At 39.0% G+C, this 17,735-nt stretch carries 17 protein-coding genes and 1 riboswitch; of the genes, 3 read left to right on the top strand and 14 right to left on the bottom strand.

Annotation, left to right across the window (positions count from 1 at the left end):
- Nucleotides 1-102: 102 nt before the first annotated feature.
- The 4 genes from IRB79_RS11695 to IRB79_RS11680 all read right to left on the bottom strand — a co-directional run bounded on the left by IRB79_RS11695 (nucleotide 103) and on the right by IRB79_RS11680 (nucleotide 2,143).
- Nucleotides 103-201, bottom strand: a complete 99-nt coding sequence (locus tag IRB79_RS11695; protein WP_243508575.1) for a hypothetical protein — start codon at nucleotides 199-201, stop codon at nucleotides 103-105.
- 308 nt (nucleotides 202-509) lie between these two features.
- Nucleotides 510-890: a DUF5367 family protein gene (locus tag IRB79_RS11690; RefSeq protein ID WP_243508574.1), complete on the bottom strand. Its 381-nt coding sequence runs from the start codon at nucleotides 888-890 to the stop codon at nucleotides 510-512.
- A gap of 121 nt (nucleotides 891-1,011) precedes the next feature.
- Complete coding sequence (locus IRB79_RS11685) at nucleotides 1,012-1,485, bottom strand: AraC family transcriptional regulator (RefSeq protein WP_243508573.1); 474 nt, start codon at nucleotides 1,483-1,485, stop codon at nucleotides 1,012-1,014.
- 127 nt (nucleotides 1,486-1,612) lie between these two features.
- Entirely contained in the window at nucleotides 1,613-2,143 is a 531-nt protein-coding gene (locus IRB79_RS11680) for a cell wall hydrolase (protein ID WP_243508572.1), read from the bottom strand.
- Nucleotides 2,144-2,374: 231 nt separating this feature from the next.
- Between IRB79_RS11680 and IRB79_RS11675 the strand changes: the two genes are divergently transcribed.
- The gene (locus tag IRB79_RS11675) at nucleotides 2,375-2,875 is read left to right on the top strand and encodes a GNAT family N-acetyltransferase (protein WP_243508571.1); all 501 of its coding nucleotides are present in this window, start codon (nucleotides 2,375-2,377) and stop codon (nucleotides 2,873-2,875) included.
- Nucleotides 2,876-3,100: 225 nt separating this feature from the next.
- Here the strand turns inward: IRB79_RS11675 and argH are convergent, their stop codons facing one another.
- The 5 genes from argH to IRB79_RS11650 form a co-directional block, all read right to left on the bottom strand.
- A complete protein-coding gene (gene argH / locus IRB79_RS11670) occupies nucleotides 3,101-4,429 on the bottom strand; it encodes an argininosuccinate lyase (RefSeq protein ID WP_243508570.1) in 1,329 nt (442 codons plus the stop codon).
- Complete coding sequence (locus IRB79_RS11665; protein ID WP_243508569.1) at nucleotides 4,430-5,953, bottom strand: Na+/H+ antiporter NhaC family protein; 1,524 nt, start codon at nucleotides 5,951-5,953, stop codon at nucleotides 4,430-4,432.
- Nucleotides 5,954-6,150: 197 nt separating this feature from the next.
- Nucleotides 6,151-7,464, bottom strand: coding sequence for a hypothetical protein (locus IRB79_RS11660; protein WP_243508568.1), 1,314 nt, complete (start codon nucleotides 7,462-7,464; stop codon nucleotides 6,151-6,153).
- Between the two features lie 434 nt (nucleotides 7,465-7,898).
- Nucleotides 7,899-8,333 carry a YhfM domain-containing protein gene (locus IRB79_RS11655; RefSeq protein ID WP_243508567.1) on the bottom strand — a complete coding sequence of 145 codons (435 nt, stop codon included), beginning with the start codon at nucleotides 8,331-8,333 and terminating at the stop codon, nucleotides 7,899-7,901.
- A gap of 74 nt (nucleotides 8,334-8,407) precedes the next feature.
- Nucleotides 8,408-9,652: an AraC family transcriptional regulator gene (locus IRB79_RS11650; protein ID WP_243508566.1), complete on the bottom strand. Its 1,245-nt coding sequence runs from the start codon at nucleotides 9,650-9,652 to the stop codon at nucleotides 8,408-8,410.
- Between the two features lie 224 nt (nucleotides 9,653-9,876).
- On the opposite strand from IRB79_RS11650, the gene IRB79_RS11645 reads away from it, so the two are divergent.
- Both IRB79_RS11645 and IRB79_RS11640 read left to right on the top strand, forming a co-directional pair.
- The gene (locus IRB79_RS11645; protein WP_243508565.1) at nucleotides 9,877-10,245 is read left to right on the top strand and encodes a hypothetical protein; all 369 of its coding nucleotides are present in this window, start codon (nucleotides 9,877-9,879) and stop codon (nucleotides 10,243-10,245) included.
- Nucleotides 10,242-11,810 carry a sodium/solute symporter gene (locus IRB79_RS11640; RefSeq protein ID WP_319003797.1) on the top strand — a complete coding sequence of 523 codons (1,569 nt, stop codon included), beginning with the start codon at nucleotides 10,242-10,244 and terminating at the stop codon, nucleotides 11,808-11,810. Before IRB79_RS11645 ends, IRB79_RS11640 begins: the two co-directional genes overlap by 4 nt.
- A gap of 616 nt (nucleotides 11,811-12,426) precedes the next feature.
- On the opposite strand, the gene add is transcribed toward IRB79_RS11640, so the two are convergent.
- The 5 genes from add to glpT all read right to left on the bottom strand — a co-directional run bounded on the left by add (nucleotide 12,427) and on the right by glpT (nucleotide 17,680).
- Nucleotides 12,427-13,428, bottom strand: a complete 1,002-nt coding sequence (add, locus tag IRB79_RS11635) for an adenosine deaminase (protein ID WP_243508564.1) — start codon at nucleotides 13,426-13,428, stop codon at nucleotides 12,427-12,429.
- A 55-nt stretch (nucleotides 13,429-13,483) separates the two neighbouring features.
- A riboswitch (purine riboswitch) is annotated at nucleotides 13,484-13,583 on the bottom strand.
- Between the two features lie 45 nt (nucleotides 13,584-13,628).
- Nucleotides 13,629-14,651, bottom strand: coding sequence for a multifunctional transcriptional regulator/nicotinamide-nucleotide adenylyltransferase/ribosylnicotinamide kinase NadR (gene nadR, locus IRB79_RS11630; protein WP_243508563.1), 1,023 nt, complete (start codon nucleotides 14,649-14,651; stop codon nucleotides 13,629-13,631).
- A complete protein-coding gene (gene pnuC, locus IRB79_RS11625; protein ID WP_243508562.1) occupies nucleotides 14,652-15,347 on the bottom strand; it encodes a nicotinamide riboside transporter PnuC in 696 nt (231 codons plus the stop codon).
- A 30-nt stretch (nucleotides 15,348-15,377) separates the two neighbouring features.
- A complete protein-coding gene (locus IRB79_RS11620) occupies nucleotides 15,378-16,142 on the bottom strand; it encodes an NUDIX domain-containing protein (protein WP_243508561.1) in 765 nt (254 codons plus the stop codon).
- Between the two features lie 170 nt (nucleotides 16,143-16,312).
- Nucleotides 16,313-17,680, bottom strand: coding sequence for a glycerol-3-phosphate transporter (gene glpT / locus IRB79_RS11615; protein WP_243508560.1), 1,368 nt, complete (start codon nucleotides 17,678-17,680; stop codon nucleotides 16,313-16,315).
- Nucleotides 17,681-17,735: the final 55 nt, after the last annotated feature.

The following is a 17,735-nucleotide window of genomic DNA, read 5'->3' as shown; positions in this document are numbered from 1 at the left end:
TAGCAGTTTCAGGGATTGTAAAAGTATAGAAGCTCTTCGTTTTTCTCTTCATTATGAAGAGCTACCTCAACGGCATTGATTTCTCCATGACTGGCAGGTTCATTAATTAACCATTTTGAACCGGTTCAAAATGATTCTTCTGATAAATAACACCCTCACTATATCTGGAAATTGTTCATACTCAACACGATTTAATACCACTTCAGCAACAGCCACTTTACTTTCGAAAGGTTCGCCTTCTGCTTCAGCCTGTACGGGACTCGCTAGCAGCTTTTTTCTTCAGCTTTAATAAAACAATGATCCGCTGGTGAAGCAGCTTTCGTGTCGACATCAACTTATATATATCAATGTTTCTGCTGGCTTTTGAACTACTGACTCAGCATCAAAATGATTCTCAGGAAAAACGTTATATGAACCCATTATGAGTAAAAATGCAACAACAAAATTATCCTCCTGTTTGTAGTTTTTAGGATAAAAACAGCCCCTTAATGAGGGTCCGGCACCTTTTCTCAAATGGCATCCTTTGATCTTACCTTTATTGTAAACCCTGATAATAATATCAGGCTATACGCCCAAAGAAGCCAGGAAGCGAATAAAGGAAGAGAATCATTAGTTAAATTAGGAAACACTTTTGCAAAATAAATAATGCTTAATATATCCAGCAGCATTCCTGGAAGAGCAATTTGCACAGCTGCCTTGATACGTTCTGTTTCTGGAATTTTTCTAAGATAATAGTAAGGATAGGTTGCAATTGTAATTAAAGGGATTGCCAGAATAAAAATCGTAAGCACTAAAAATACCTGTCCAGAAATTAAAAAAATCTGTCCAAATAAACGGAATAATATAGTTGCTGACATCCATAATAAAAAGCCCCATGCTATATTAAGCATAAAATACACCTCCTCCAAAGTCGTGGTAAATAATTCGCTGGAATTTATTTGCCTCCTGCTAATAATTAGTGAATCTTATGTAAAGATTCAATCAGGGCTTATTATAGGTACATCAGTAAATTCATTTCTTTATTGGGACAAATAAATCAACCCTGCATTTCCCTTCTGCATCGTCAGCAGGATTATTAAGATTAAATTCAAGGTTATGTCTATCGTAATCCGGGTCATAACCGCTATTTGGCAGCCATTCTCCAAACATGTATTGATAGGCATTATGCAATTTATCAGGGGTATCATAGAATGGATAAAGAGCATAATCCCCGCCATCCAGTTTTTTGAACTTTATTTCCTTATGATTCTCTTTATCAAATCCTTCCGGTATGGTAACACAAGCATCGTGGCGGCAATCCTTGTTTTCCACTTGATTAGGATTATCCAAAGAGATGCCGATAAAAGATTGCTGCGGCGGGATTAAATTATTGCTGCTTGCCCAGCTAATCAGTCTTCCCCAATGATCCTGCGGCTCAAAATAACTTCCGGTACGCCTGATATACGCTACTTCTGTTTCAGGTAATTTCTTTACAATGATCTCCATCTTAATCATCCCCCTTATTGGAAGTATTTACCTTGAATAATTTTCGCTATCTTACTCTATATTCCTTCTCCAATTTCATTTTTTCTCCAACAAAAAAAGCGCGCAGCTTTTTATGCTGTACGCGCCTCTATATAGCAAATGCATGATTGCCTATTTTTTTCACAACTTCACGTGAAAAGATCCACTGGCTTGTAGCTGTTTCAGGGTTATAAAAATATAGGAACTCTTCGTTTTGCTCCTTATCAATAAGAGCTGTCTCAACGGCCTGAACTGCTTCATTACTTGCTGGTTCATTGATGGAACCATTTTGAACAGGTTCAAAAGCATTCTTCTGATAAATAACGTCCTTGACTGTATCCGGGAATTGTTCGTGCTCAACACGATTCAGCACCACGTCAGCAACCGCAACTTTCCCTTCAAACGGCTCCCCTTCTGCTTCAGCCTGTACAAGACGGGCAAGCAGCTTTTTTTCTTCCTCTTTGATGAAGCGATGATCCGTTGATGATGACTCCTTCACGTCAACCTCAACTTTTTTATATGTTAGTGTTTCTACAGCTTTCTGATCCACTGTCTCAGCATCGAAATGATCTGCAGGAAACACGCTATATGAACCCATAATGAGTGAAATGGCAGCAACAAAAGTTACTAAATTTTTCATTTGTAAACCTCCTGTTTGTAGTTTTTAGGCAAAAACAGGCCACTTACAAGGCTAACAGGTTTACAGGGAGAACTCATTAGTGAATCAATGGGAGAATTACCAGTCAAGAAATAAGAAAATTCAATTTGCTCTAATAATAATTTAAGATGTATATTTGTTATAGCATGCCTGAAAAGTAAATAATTAATCTTAATGGTTAACAGAATAGAAAAGAATGAGGTGTTTATATAATTGAAAGTACTTGAAACAGATCGAACAATTCTTCGCTGGTTAACACCAGATGATGCAGCATTCATTCTAGAACTTTTAAATGAACCTGCATGGCTTCGTTATATTGGTGATAAAGGTGTACGTACGCTTGAGGATGCTAAGAATTATATTGTTACCGGCCCCATGAAAATGTACTCCCAGCTGGGCTTTGGCCTTTTTCTGGTTGAACGAAAAGAAGGAAGCACTCCTATTGGAATGTGCGGATTGATAAAACGAGATACATTAGACAATGTTGATATTGGCTTTGCTTTTTTATCCACATATCAAACGCAAGGTTATGGGTTCGAGTCAGCTTCTGCTGCATTGAAATATGGTCATGAGCAGCTGGGTCTGAAACGGATTTTGGCCATCACATCCTTAGACAATCATGCTTCCTCACGACTTCTTGAAAAGATCGGCATGAAATACGAAGGAACGATAACATTTGATGCTGAAGAGCTTAAATTGTTTGCATCTGAATAATGAATTATTGAGGTATATTTCTATCCTGAAAAAAGGTACTTGTCCCCTCGCTCATTAACATATTATCTCAGCCAGGGTCAGGTACATTTCCGGCAAGAATAGCAATCCTGCCCTCCCTTATGATAATTGATTTTTTTGAAAAATGGTCAGGTCCATACCGATACGATTTCTAACGGGCAAGCAAACAGGACCAATCCCTCTCTGATTGGTCCTGTTTGCTTAAATTTATCCCGAAATCTGCTTGATAAGTTTTTTGTTCCCTTTGGTTAATATGTTCTCATAGTCAATGTATTCGTAAATATCCTCTGTTATGCTGCTGCTAAACTGCGCCAGCTCTTCGACCGTTAAATCTTCAATCGCCTTCTTTTGCTCTTCACAATAGATAATGAGCTTGCCGACGATTTCGTGAGCATCTCTAAATGCAGTCCCTTTGCTCACTAAATAATCTGCAACTTCGGTTGCGTTCAAGAAACCTGCTTTAATGGCAGCTTTCATGTTTTCTTCCTTTACCAGGAGCGTATCAATCATTTTTGACATAATTTCAAGGCAATCTATCACTGTATCGACTGCATCAAAAAACTGTTCTTTATCTTCCTGCATGTCTTTGTTGTATGTGAGCGGCAATCCTTTCAGAGTCGTAAGCAACGAAAAGAGGGAACCGTATACTCTGCCTGTCTTGCCTCTAATAAGTTCAGCTGCATCCGGGTTTTTCTTTTGAGGCATGATGCTGCTGCCTGTTGAATAGGCATCATCCATTTCGATAAATTTGAATTCCTGGCTGCTCCAGAGAATGAGTTCTTCACTTAAGCGGCTCAAGTGCATCATCATAATTGAAAAACTTGACATGAGTTCTAGTAAGTAATCCCGATCGCTTACCCCATCTAAAAAATTGTCTACCGGTTTAGCGAATCCTAAAAGGTCTGTTGTTATTTGACGGTCGATGTTGTGTGTTGTACCCGCCAATGCACCACATCCTAGCGGGTTTTCATCCAAAATGGCAATGGCATTCTGGACTCTCATTTTGTCACGGCTAAACATTTGAACATATGCACCGAGATGATGGCCGAATGTTATGACCTGTGCCCTTTGCAAATGTGTGTATCCAGGCATAATGACGTTATTATTTGCTGCTTTCTCATTTAATGAATGGATAAGTTGCTGAAGGACTGTCACCACTTCTCCGGCTTTATTTTTTGCATAAAGCCTCATGTCAATCGCCACTTGGTCATTCCTGCTTCGTGCAGTATGAAGTTTCTTTCCTGTGTCACCAATTCTCGATGTCAAATTCATTTCAACAAAAGAATGGATATCTTCATATTCGCCTTCCACTTTCAATACACCGGACTCTATATCGCTCATGATCGATTCGAGCCCACTAATAAGTAAATCACCTTCAGACTCTGTAAGTAATTTACATTTCACAAGCATTTTTACGTGTGCAATGCTTCCCGTTATATCCTCATAATACAGCCTATTATCAACAGGTAAAGATGTATTGAATTTCTCCATGATTTCATCTTCACGTTTAGTGAATCGTCCGCCCCAAAGTTTCACTTATAATTCAACCCTTTCACTATACTTTCTTGTGTGTATTTTGGATAATACAAAAACAGCTGCTATAAGCAGTACTATCGTCAAGATTAAAGTGAATGCACTTCCTGTGATCCCGGCAACGACAAATCCGATTAATGCAATCGATGCATTAATGAGTGCATATGGAAACTGAGTTTTTACGTGATCGATATGATCCGCTCCTGCCCCTGTTGACGATAAGATCGTCGTATCGGAAATTGGTGAACAGTGATCTCCGAAGATACCACCTGACAAAACAGCTCCTATACAAACTAACAAATGCGCATCGAGACCTACAGCCATGGGAATGGCTATTGGGAGCATAATCGCAAATGTCCCCCATGACGTCCCGGATGCAAGAGACATCCCCGCTCCGACTAAGAATAAGATTGCAGGTATGATGAACGATGGAACATTTCCTTTCATCGCCTCAACTATAAACGCTGCAGTTCCCATTTCATTAATTACTTTGCCAAGCGACCAAGCAAGGACAAGTGTGACTGCAACGTAAACCATTTTCTGCATTCCAGTTGTATAAATATCAATAATCTCGCCGAACTTTTTCACTTTGTACATAATCATTAAGACGACAATCGATAACGCTGCAAATAAATATGCAGCACTTAAAGAAACCCTGAATTCATTTCCTGGTACCGGCTCAAACGGGAAGCCGAATGAAATTAACAATCCGAAAAGGGTGATAAATAATACCAATAGCGGCAGCCAAATTAATACGGCATGTCCATTTTTTGTAATCGCCTCCACATCTTCTGGTTTTCTAAGAGGTTTCGACTCTGGCCAATACAGATTGCCCGTTTGCTGCACTCTTTTTTCCGCCTTTGCCATCGGTCCAAAGTCCAATTTCGTCAACGCCACTAGAGGCACCATTGAAACGGTCAATAGTGCATAAAACTGAAATGGAATGACTTGAATAAGCGTACTGAATTCAGATGTGTTTATGTTCAGCAATTCAAATTCTTTTTTTATTAGCCCCATAATATATACTCCCCATCCGATGAATGGGATTAGTACTGCGACGGGAGATGACGTTGAATCGATGATCCATGCAAGCTTCTCCCTTGAGATTTTGGCTTTATCGAAAATCTTTTCAAAAACCGGTCCAACGATTAGTGGTGTGCCCAAATCGGAAAAGAAAATGATAATTCCTCCAAACCAAGCAGAGATTTGTGCTTTCGCACGAGTGTTAATGTACTTTATGGCACCTGAGGCAAGTGCTGCCCCTCCACCCGACTTCTCCATAAGTGCTACAAACCCGCCAATAAAGAATAATAAAACTAAAACTGCTGCATTGTAACTATCCGCTACTTGCGGAAATATAAAGTTTCCGATTACTTCCATTGTCGCTTCGAGAGGACGGCCTCCCACAAGAATCAGGACTCCAATATACACTCCGGAGAACAGGGACACGATAACATTCTTTGTAAGTATTGCGAGAATTACTGCAATAATCGGTGGTATTAAAGACACCAAACCCATGTGATCCATAAATAAAATCTCCCCTTAAACTAAATAATATCGAATACATCATTCACATAAGGGTAAATAGTTAATGTTTACCCTAAAATAAATTATATTTTAACGCATCCATGAAACGCAATAACAATTTAAAATTTTTAGACAATTTTTTCTCAGTTATTATCCTAAAATTAGAAAGACTGTTGAGGTGATTATTCCCAACAGTCTTAAACAACTTTATTTGGTGAGTTTGTCAGTTTGTAAACGCGTCTCGGTCTTCCCCTCGCCGGGTATTCTTCCACCCCGGTACATTCAGCTAAACCTGCATCACATAAGCTTTCTATGAAACGTCTTGTATTTCTTTCATCCTTAGATAGTTGAATTGAAATGTCTTTAACTGTAAATTCTTTTATTCCTGCATTCCTTATTAAAGCAAATAGTTCAATATAATGTTTAACATTGATTTTCTCGTTTTTAAGTTTAGTCATAAAGCTTTTATCATTAAAATACGGAAAATCCATCTTTTCTATGTTTTCACTATCTACTTCAACGACTTCACCATTTTCGTGAATAATAATAATTGAACCAAACCTCTCTTTGGATTGTTTTAGTGCATTGTTTGCATTCAGTTCCGCTGAAAATATTGTTTCACCAAATCCTATGCCTACACCCACCTTCAACCCAGACTCCAAAATCAATTTGTTTACTGTCTCTTCAATTTTTTGTATTTCCCGTTCACTATCACCGCGCGAACTAAATATTAAATAACGGCCAAGCCCTTTTTCAATTAGTGATCCATTCAACCGTTCACTTAGGTTTATTAAAATCTCTTTTAACTTCAATTCCATATACTGGAGCTGATATGTTTGTTTCGAACTTTTGAAATGATTTTCCAAATGTGCCATTTCAAATAGCTGAACTGCAACTTGGGACTCCATAAAGTAGAAAGTCTTTATTTTTTCAGAAAGGATGTTTAATGTATGGCGGATTTCAATATCACTTGTTGAAATTCTGAATGCAGGAACACTCATTTCTTTAAGTTGTAAATAAACTTCTTCAAAACAAGTGATTGCTCCTTTTGTCTCACCATTTTCCCATAAATGACTGTGGAAACCTATTAATTCTTCAGTCGAAGTTTTTTCGGAAAAAGTTTTCACATAAATCTTTTCGGGATTAATATTGAGTTGGTTAAAAGCAGTCTCTAAATGACTTTTTGAAATTTCATCTATACTTAAATGATCTAAAAAAGAACCCGTTTTGTATGCGAACTCCAAAAGCCCTTTGAAAATTCCAGCTTCAGTATGTTCGATATATATTTGTTTTTCAGTATTTCCTACCGCTTCACATGCAATGTTATAAGAAATTTTCCCTGAAAAAATCCACAAATCAACATTGTTATTATTATTTCTTATTATATCTTCAGTTTCCCGCACTTCTTTATAAGGATACGTTAAAAAAATTACATCTAACTTTAAGTCTTGTGCGATATGTATGATTCTTTCTACAGTGGATTTTGGACCGACGACCCCCACCCTAAACATGGACAAGCACTCCTTTAATAATAGCGATACAATCTTCAATTCTATCTTAATGATACACATTATTCTGTAAATTATTAAGTTTGATTTCTAATTTTGTATTCTTCGCTTACATTCCTTAATCAATATACCTAAATATCCATCCCAAGCCCCCCCCCCCGTATTTTTGCTGGTGGCGGGATATAAGTGTCGAATTAAAAATGAGCCTTCATTTTTGATAAATTGAGGCTCATTTTTAATTTCTAGGCTTTGTTTATAAAAATTGTGTAAATGATAAATTTGATAGTGGAGTTATTTTTGGAGAAAATGGTACCTTGAAAAGAGTGCCTGTCTACCACGTCATTAACGCATTAAGGGAACCGGGAACAGGCACCTTTAAAGGACACTGGCAAGGCTAAGAATTACATAATAAAATACCTCCAATTGAGGACAAATTATTAATATAGGTCAGATAATTTTCCACCAGTGAGGATTTCAAATAATTCGGCTGACTTATTCTTGTCTAATTGAACATATTTACTTTCAGCATCTATTACAAGTTCCACCTTATCTTTATTTGGGCTTATCCAAAGTTCATACAACACAGCTTTTGCTTCTATTTCAGGATTTTTATATTGAAATGCAAATCTGTAATCAGCAGAGTTTGCCATATCTACTTTTGCATTTTCCCAATCAATACTATTTAGGATCTCTCTGACTTTTTTAACTTGCTCACTATTAGTAATTACTTTAAAGCTATCGTATTTATTTTCATCACCAATACACTTTTGAACTTCTATATTTAGTTCTTCATCTTCTTTTACGTTTGAACAACCCACTATAAAAATTGAAATTATTCCAATAAAAGCGATAAAATAATTAATTTTATTCAAGGTTATCTCGCCCTTTATAATAATACGTATATGGTTTGGGGAAATCCCGGATTTTTCCTTTTTAGAAAACAGCTTTAAACAAAGATAATTTCTTCTGTGGCTCTGTATTCCCTGGGAGAAAGCCCGACATATTTCTTAAATGTACCGCTAAAATAATTTGGTGTATTGTACCCAAGTTCTTCAGCGATCCACTCAATTGTATGGCTAGTATGGCGTAAAAGCCATACTGCACGCTGCATACGAACAAATGTGACATATTCAACAAAGTTTCTCCCTGTTTCTTGTTTAAATATACGACTGAAATACGGCACACTAAGATTAATTTGATCGGCTACCCGCTTAATTGAAAGATCTTCTGTACAATACTGGGCTATATAGTCTGTACATTTCTGGATCTGTTCATCCTTTGTTATCTCTTCAAAATAACGCAGCGAAAGCCTTTCATAAGGTGAAGTACGCCTGGCTTTACATGCCTCCCGATATGATTGATTGAGGAACAGCGGTTCACGGTAGATGGATCCTGCACCTATATAAAGGTGAATTCCATACTCTTTCTCCAAAGCTTCAACAGCATCAAGAATCACGTTCTCTGCTTCATTCCAATGCTTTAAGGATACATACCCGAAAGGAACCTGGACTAGCATGAGGAGATGCTTACGGTATGGAAGGAATGAGATTCGCTGTTCATTGAAACGCTTTCTTAAAAATGTCTGGATTAGCCCGGGTGCATGCCAGCCTTCCTTTTCCCTTCTGGCAGGGCAGCGGACAAATCCCTGAATGAAACAAACCAAGTTTGGTATTTCCTCTCCTGAAAGAAAGTAGCGGGATTGAATTAACTCCTCTTCATTTTTTACATCACCAGACAACAACCGGCGTAAAAATGCCTCTTGAAAAGGTAAATTATTGTGTTCTTTTTTATGCATCTTTTCAATCTGATTATGTAATTCATCGTATTCAATGAATTTTGTACCCGCATTTGAGAGATCCTTAATGGCTCGTTTCAGCGTACGTATAAAAATATGCTTCTTAACGGATTTCACTAAAAGATGTCTCAGCTTGAACTCAATAGCAAGCGGGGAAGTATATAATAATGACGGATCAAGCAGAGGTATAATCCTGCATTTTGTATTCCGTTTACGAAATCGGTGTATTTTTACCCAGTCGTGCCATTTTCTTACTTCGATAACCGCAATATCCATATCAAGGTTTTTGATCTCCTTTTCAATCAGTACGCAGTTCTCCTTAAACTCCTCTAAAATCCAGTCTGCAAGCTTTTCAAACTCATGCTGATCTTCTACTGCCAGACTAATAGAATACATTCTCTCTTCCCTCTTCCCTATCTTTGATGGGGACCTCAAAGTTATTTCCTTAAACAAATTATAGTATAAAAATTAGACTATATTAAATATTTGTATATTTCTGATATTTTATTGTAAGGTATACGCACTCCTAATAAAGTAAAATCAGTTTTATTATAGAACTTTGCCGAACGAAGGAGGGACACATAGACGGCAAAAGCTTATACAATAAGGAGGAGTACAGAATGGCTGGGGAATATACTGAGTACAATTATGTAGCGGCAGAAACAATAGACTTTAGTGAACTTGAACCGCTTGATCCAGAAACAAGGCAAATCATGAAGGGTGAATTCAGTACAGGTCTTAGACTTACGGTCTTATATTATATTTTTATCCTCTCAATTCCGATATTAAATTGGTTTGCAGGCGGTTTCATGTTCTCGCGCATGTGGGGCGGAATGACATATAGCTGGTTTTTAACTAGTATTGTCGCAATGGCGATGGCTTTTATCATTGCATACGTGCATACATCTCTCTACGAAAAGCGTTTAAGGAACAATCAAAATAGTTCTGGCAATCCGGCAGCTTATTCTAAAGAGAGGAGAATCATGTGACAGCCATGCTACTAGAACCTAAATTTCTATTAACCCTACTCCTAATGGGGACGATTGTATATATCACATATTTATCAAAAAGAAGCGCAACTGCTTCTGATTATTTTGTTGGGGGGCGAAGCTTCGGCTGGTTTACAAACGGTTCAGCAATTGGCGGAGACTATTTAAGCGCTGCGACTTTTCTTGGAATTGCCGGCCTGACCTATCAGCTAGGCTATGATGGTGCCTACTATGCCTTTTGCTTTTCAATTGGCCTGACTCTCCTTGCCATTTTCGTTGCTGGCCCGCTTCGCCGTTTTGGGGCCTTTACAGTTGCAGACTTTTTAGCCTATCGTTTTCACAGCAAACGTGCCCGTCTCGCAGCAGTGGCTGTGGTTCTTGCGATTTCCGGCTTCTATGCAGCACCCCAGCTGCTTGGAGCTGCACAAATTTTAAGTATGTTCTTTGGAACAAGCTATGAATTTGGGATTATATTTACTTGTTCGGTCATGATTTTTTATGTAGGTGTTGGCGGTATGAAGGGGACCACTCTTAACCAGGCTCTGGAGTTATGGATTCGACTTGGGGCTTTTCTTCTTATGGTAGGTGCTGCCATTTATGGCGGACTACATTATCAGGAGATACTTGCTTCTATTAATGAATTTAAAGGTGTTATTGCAGGTTCTTCAGAGTTTACTCCTGACGGTAAAGATATTCCATTTGATGGAGCTGTTTGGACAGGTACCGGCAATTACTTCCCATCTTTCTGGCAGACAATATCAATGACAATTGGCCTTTCACTCGGTACGATTGGGCTTCCTCACATCCTGCTTCGCTTTTATACAAATCCAAGTGCCAGAGCAGCCCGCAAATCGGCTCTTATGGCGATCGGCATTGCAAGTGTATTCTTTTTCTTTGCTGTGTATCTTGGAGTAGTTGGACGCTCAATTTTCCTTAGCGGCAATGCCGACCCAGGAGTAATGAAGGATCTAATCGCTGGCGGAAACAATATGGTAGTACCTTCTACGGCTCAGGCACTTGGCGGGGAATGGCTGCTTGGCCTTGTCATCGCTGGGGCATTTGCAGCGGTATTCTCAAATCTTTCTGGTTTATTTATCGCGAGTTCAGGGGCCTTGGCCCATGATTTATATGCAACATTCTTCCGGAAGAACATTACAGAGAAAGAGCGCGTAATTGCAGGTAAAGTTTCAATTGTAATCCTGGGGATTTTATATGGCGTTCTTGGACTCATGGTAAAAGAAGCTTCCATTGGGCACCTGGTTGCACTTGCATTTACAGTAGCAGCCAGTACATTTACTCCAATATTTATATTGGGCATTTGGTGGAGAGGGATGACAGAAAAAGGAGCAATAGCAGGTCTCGTAATGGGGTTAATTGCCTCCATGTATATGATATTCTTTAAATCTACCCTTCCTGAATTCCTGCAGTTTAATGTTCCAGGATTAATTACTGTCCCAATTGGATTCCTTTCTGTCTATATTGTCTCCAAACTTGATCGCAGAGTACCAGCAGATGTTAATGAGTTTATGAAAAAAGTTCACTCCAAAGAGTCCGAAGCAGCATAGACATTTAGTATTTTAAAAAGGGTACCTCAAAAGCATAGCTTTTGGTCATCCTTTTTGAATGGGAATCCCTTTTGCTTCCTTTTATTATAAATACCCCCTTGATAATAGATTATCAAGGGGGTATTGTATGTTTCCCACCAGCGACCTCTACCATGTCAAGGTGTAAAAACTAGGGGCATATCCCCACACACAGGTTAGAGATTTATAAACTTAAAGATAAACAAACTATTTCAACATATTTGTAAGAAACAATCACTCATGCTTTAAGGCAGAAGGATTATTCAGGGTTAGACCAGCCTATAAATAAAACAATCTCTTTAAGAAAACCTCTTTACCTTATACCCTTCCACAGCAGCGGAGTTTCCATGATTAATGATAAGCGAAAGGAAATAGGCAATTCCGAGCAGAATGCAAATCATCCCAATTCCTCCGACCCGGCCATAGAAACTCCAGAAAAAGCCGCCCAACCAACCAACTAACCTAAAAAAGGTGCCCGTCCCCATCATCATTAACGCTCTAAAGCGGCCGGGAGCAGGCACTTTTATTTTCGCTTTCTGTTCAGCAGTCAAACGAGCTTTTTCGTCTTTATCTATCTTTTATTAGGCAAAATTAATTTTTAAATGTCTAATAAATATTTCTTTAATTTTTCTTTTGTCTTTTCATCTGCAAAAGCTGCTTCTACACTATTCATATAAATTTGTTTATAATCCTCAGCACTCATTGCAAATTCATTGGAAACAATATCACATTCCTTTGCCATCGTTGTATCCGATACCGTTCTGTTGTCCGTATTAACCGTTACTTTTATTCCATCCCGATGGAAGTCGGAAATGGGGTGTTCGCTAAATTGATTTACTGCTTTTGTTTGGACATTGCTGGTTGGGCACATTTCAAGCACTACCTGTTTTTCCTTTACAAGCTTATAAGCCTCTTCACAGTCTTTAATAAATACACCGTGTCCGATTCTTTCAGCCCCCAGCATTTCAATGGCCTCCAGCACATTTTTACCGATTCCCGTTTCACCGGCGTGAATGGTGACTCTGTAGCCATATTCTCTGGCCAGCGCGATCGGTTCAATGAATTTTCCGCAGAAGCCTTCCTCTTCGGAAGCACACAAATCGATGGCGACAACCCCTTTTCCAAGGAAGATCTTACCCTTTTCGACGACCTCAAAAGCACTCTCCACACTCATCGTTCTCATGCATGACAAAATGATATTTCCTTTAATATCAAATTGTACTTCTGCCTCTTTCATTCCCTCGATCACACTTTGAATGATTTCTTCTACAAATAATCCCTCTCGTGTATGAAGTAATGGGGCAAAGCGGACCTCCATGTATTTCACATTTTCTTTTGCTGCATCTTCAAAGAGCTCAAAGGATATTCTTTTTAAATTTTCTTTTGACTGCATGACTAAGTTAGGGATGGAGAATCTTTTTAAATATTCATCCAAGGATTCGCAATCCAACGGGGCAATTAGTTCTTCTTTGATTTTTTCTTTATCAAAAGAAGGCAGGCTGATGCCTTCTCTCTTCGCGATATCAATGATGGTTTCTGGTCTGACACTTCCGTCCAAATGGCAGTGAAGTTCAATCTTAGGCATAATAGTAAAATTCATAGCTGGACCTCCTAGATTTTTTTACAAAAAAAAATTCCTGATTACGAAGAAAATACAGCACATGTATCTTCTTCGTAATCAGGAATTATTGGTTCCTGGTAGAGACCTCCAAACCATATTATTGGAGTTATACGAATGAAAGTATTTCATTAGGTTTTTTAAAAGGATAAATAATATTATCTTTTTTGTCAATCACTTATTTAAAGTTTTAGCAGCTCATCAATATGCCCTATAGCCCCCTGAAGCCGATCCTTATAATCTCCTCTCAGGGTTTTATAATCAATTTTATGTTTGTTCAACAGTGCCTTTAGAGTCTTGTTGTTTTGACTCCTTACCTCATCCTCCCCATGAACCCGAAGTCCATCATCCACCCATTTCACATCCGGTTCAAGGTATAGCCACAGGTCATAATCCTGCAGGACCGCTATTTCATCCAGCACTGTCTGATGCTCATTGTTGTAAAGGTTGGAGTAGAATTGAGTCACGATTGCCTCTGTGTCGATAAAAACAACCCTGTTCGCTTTTTCAATCGCCTTGATTTCTTCAAGCTTATGGCCATAGGCAATTTTGTGGTAATCTTCCTTAACCATAATCCCATCGCAGCCGCCTAATTCTTCGCATACGATTCGGCCATATTCCTCTACATAGGAAGTGTTGTAGATTTTAGCAAGATTCCTCGTCAGAGTAGATTTTCCGCAGCTTTCCGTTCCCACCACAACAACCTTTTTAACAAAATAAGGTTTTACAAAGTCAGGAATGTACTCCCAATGGCGAAAGACGCCTTCATTTCGGATCGCTGTTGCCGATATGTTCACATGTCCTCGCTTCGGATCAATCAATTCGTGCTTCGCCTCTGGATATAGTTCATTAAAGATATCACTATATTCATACTCTGAACTAAATACATAATCAATGCGCTTTCCAATTGCCATTTTTATTTGCCGGGCACCTTCAGTCCAATTGTAATCATCATTCCCTTGATCATCTTTGATGGAAATTACCTTTACATGTGGCATATCTTTTATTAACTGGCTGAGCCAGCGCAATCGGATATGAGGCGGAATATAATCCATTTTTGAATGCTGGCACAATTGTCTGTCACGCAGTTCGCTATGGGACAGCACAACGTACAGTTCGTCAACTATGGATGAGGCACGCACGATGGCATAGACATGGCCAAGATGCAGGGGAAGAAACTTGCCTCCAATAAACCCAACGGTCATTTAAACCGCCTCCTTATTCTGTTTCACATATAATTTCCGCCAGTTGATATAACCATAAATACTGTTGACCAGGAATGCAGTCCACATGACTAACATCGAAAAGTCATTGCCGCCCTGTGTGATGAGAGCACTCGCCCAAAGGAAAATGGATAATACATTAACGGAAATCCAGAGAATCCATTGCTCCGCAAATCTCTTCAGCATCAGTATTTGCGCTGTTATAGAAAGGACGTTTGTAGCTGAGTCCGTCCAGACAAAATTGCCCTCTAAATTTTTAAGGAAAAATCCATATCCAATTGTAAGGACGACAATAGATACTAATGTATAAAGCCAGCCTGTTTTAGTCAGGCTTTTAACTTTCACATCTTCCCCTTTAACATCCCGATTTGTTTTATGCTGTCTCCACAGATAAATGCCGATAAATTGCACCGGAAAGTAAAACAGGGCATTGAGCATGGCTTCTCCATAAAGACCATATCCGTATGCAATATAAGCATAAGTTAAGGTTTGCACGATGCCAAAGTAATAGTTTGCAATCTTCCCCTTTGCCACCAGCACCACACATAACATTCCGCTTATGGATGAAATCAGGCCAAGCAGTGAATCCGACCAGGCAAAGAAAAGATAAATGTTAACCAGCGTAAAAGTGATCAGCCATATTATTTCAAACCGCGTCCAGTTCTTAAAAATCCCCATGTGAATCTCTCCCCTTATATGATTTGCTTTTCACCCTTGCAGCTTATTTCTATACACGGACACAATCGGCTGGAAATCATTGAATCGATAAAGCTGAGCCGGCGTTTTTGAATAGCGGTTTGATTTCTTGGGCTTTCCGTCTTCCGATACCGCTTCAATAAAAGGCAGAGTCGGTGCTTTTCTGAAAAAGGCAGCATCAGTCGAAATCGAAGGATCATCCAAAACCGTCAATAAGACCCCCTGCAGTTCAGAAAGCACAAATTCTTCAGGAAGAAAGTGTTTGGCCAGTGTTGTGAGCGCCATATCTTTTTTAATAAACCAAAGTGCATCATCCATAATGGTCCGATGATCGAATGCAAGATCAAGTTCAAGTGCTTCTTCAAGCGTAAACAGCCCAATTTCAGAAGCATCATAAGTCTTTTTCCGGCTCCTTAATGCCGCTTCATTTGCAATGACATAATGTGCATTTGAAATAATCCATCCCCGCTGATCACGGCCAGGAGAATCATAGACACCAAAATGCTTTATTTTCAGTCCTTCCACTCCAGTTTCTTCCGCTAACTTGCGCTCCGCTGCCTGAAATGCAGTCTCTCCTGGCCGGACAAATCCTCCGGGGAGCGCCCACTTCCCTGCTTCCATGTTTAGATTTCCTTCATGGTCCAGCTCGCTTCTTTTAATCAGCATGATTTTCAGCTCTTTTTTGGGAGGTTTATACTCTCCAACTTGTTCAGATGTGATTGTAAAAACCGCAATATCACTTGTATAACCTTCTGGGGTTATAAATTGATTCTTCAAATTGGTTCACCTCTTTTTTTAATTAACATTTTGTTAATTGTTAATTAAAATATATTCCATAATTTGCTTTTAGTCAAGAATGTTTTTACAATGACATCATCTTAGAAAAGATATTTTAAAGTTTCATATAAAAAAGAAAGTGCCCAATGACAGACACTTTCTTCATTATCTTAATGATGGTTTTTAACGACTTCTTGACCACGGACATTCCATGTTACAGCGAAGATGAGGGCTGCAAGGACACAAGATGCAGTTAATAGCATAAATCCTGCATCCCATCCAGATGCATCTACCATAACACCCATTAACGCATTAGCTGTTACAGTACCTCCGAGGTAGCCAAACAAACCAGTTAAACCTGCTGCAGTACCAGCAGCCTTTTTAGGAACAAAGTCAAGAGCCTGAAGGCCAATTAACATTACCGGACCATAAATAAGGAAGCCGATCGCAATCAAACAAATCATATCGATCATTGGATTTCCTGCCGGATTAAACCAGTAAACAAGAACAGCGATCAATACTCCCAGCATAAACACAAAGCCTGCAGGACCGCGGCGCCCTTTGAAAAACTTATCTGAGATCCAGCCGCATAATAGTGTTCCTGGTATACCCGCCCACTCATATAGAAAATAGGCTACGCTGGACTTGCTCATATCGAAGCCTTTCTCTTCGCTCAAATAAGTTGGTGCCCAATCCAGAACACCATATCGGACAAAATAAACGAAAATATTTGCAATAGCAATGGCCCAAACCCACTTATTATTTAATACATATTTGAAAAGAATCTCTTTTGTTGTTAATTCTGTTTCAAAAGTTTTCCTGGTTTTACTTGGATAATCATTGCGATATTCTTCAATGGATGGAAGTCCAACCGACTGTGGAGTATCGCGAATAAGGAAGTATGCCACGAAAGCAACAACAATGGCTATAAGCGCGGGTAATATAAATACACCTTCATATCCTGAAGAAGAGCTTCCTGCTATGCCTGCAAACATCGCTGCACCCGCCACGGCAAGAGGTGCCATTAGCCCCCCGCCGACATTATGGGCTACATTCCAAATTGCTGTTTTGTTTCCTCTTTCATTGATGCTGAACCAGTGTACAAGGACACGTCCAGATGGCGGCCAGCCCATTCCCTGGAACCACCCATTTAAGAAAAGCATAATAAACATAATAGCAACAGAAGAAGTAAAGAAAGGAACAAATCCCATTAATAAAGAAATGATAGCTGACAGAATTAAACCAGCAGGCAAGAATATCCTTGGGTTACTTCGGTCTGAATAGGTGCCCATAACAAATTTACTGATCCCGTAGGATATAGAAATAGCGGATAGCGCAAAGCCAAGTTCAGTTTTGGAAAATCCTTCTTCAATAAAGTACGGCATAGCCAGTGAGAAGTTTTTCCGGATCAAATAATACGCTGCATAACCAATGAAAATTCCCAGAAATACTTGAAATCTAAGTTTTTTATACTCAGAATCAATTTGTTCTTCAGGCAATCTTTCAATTGGGGGAGCAGGCTTAAACAGTTTGAACATTTAGGTTCCCCCTAAGATAGAATTGACAACAATATTAACTGCCAAAAAAACAAAA

The organism is Cytobacillus oceanisediminis, assembly GCF_022811925.1.
GTDB lineage: Bacteria > Bacillota > Bacilli > Bacillales > Cytobacillaceae > Cytobacillus > Cytobacillus oceanisediminis_D.
The sequence above is the reverse complement of the archived record's forward strand: the minus strand, read 5'-3'. Positions and strand labels throughout refer to the sequence as shown.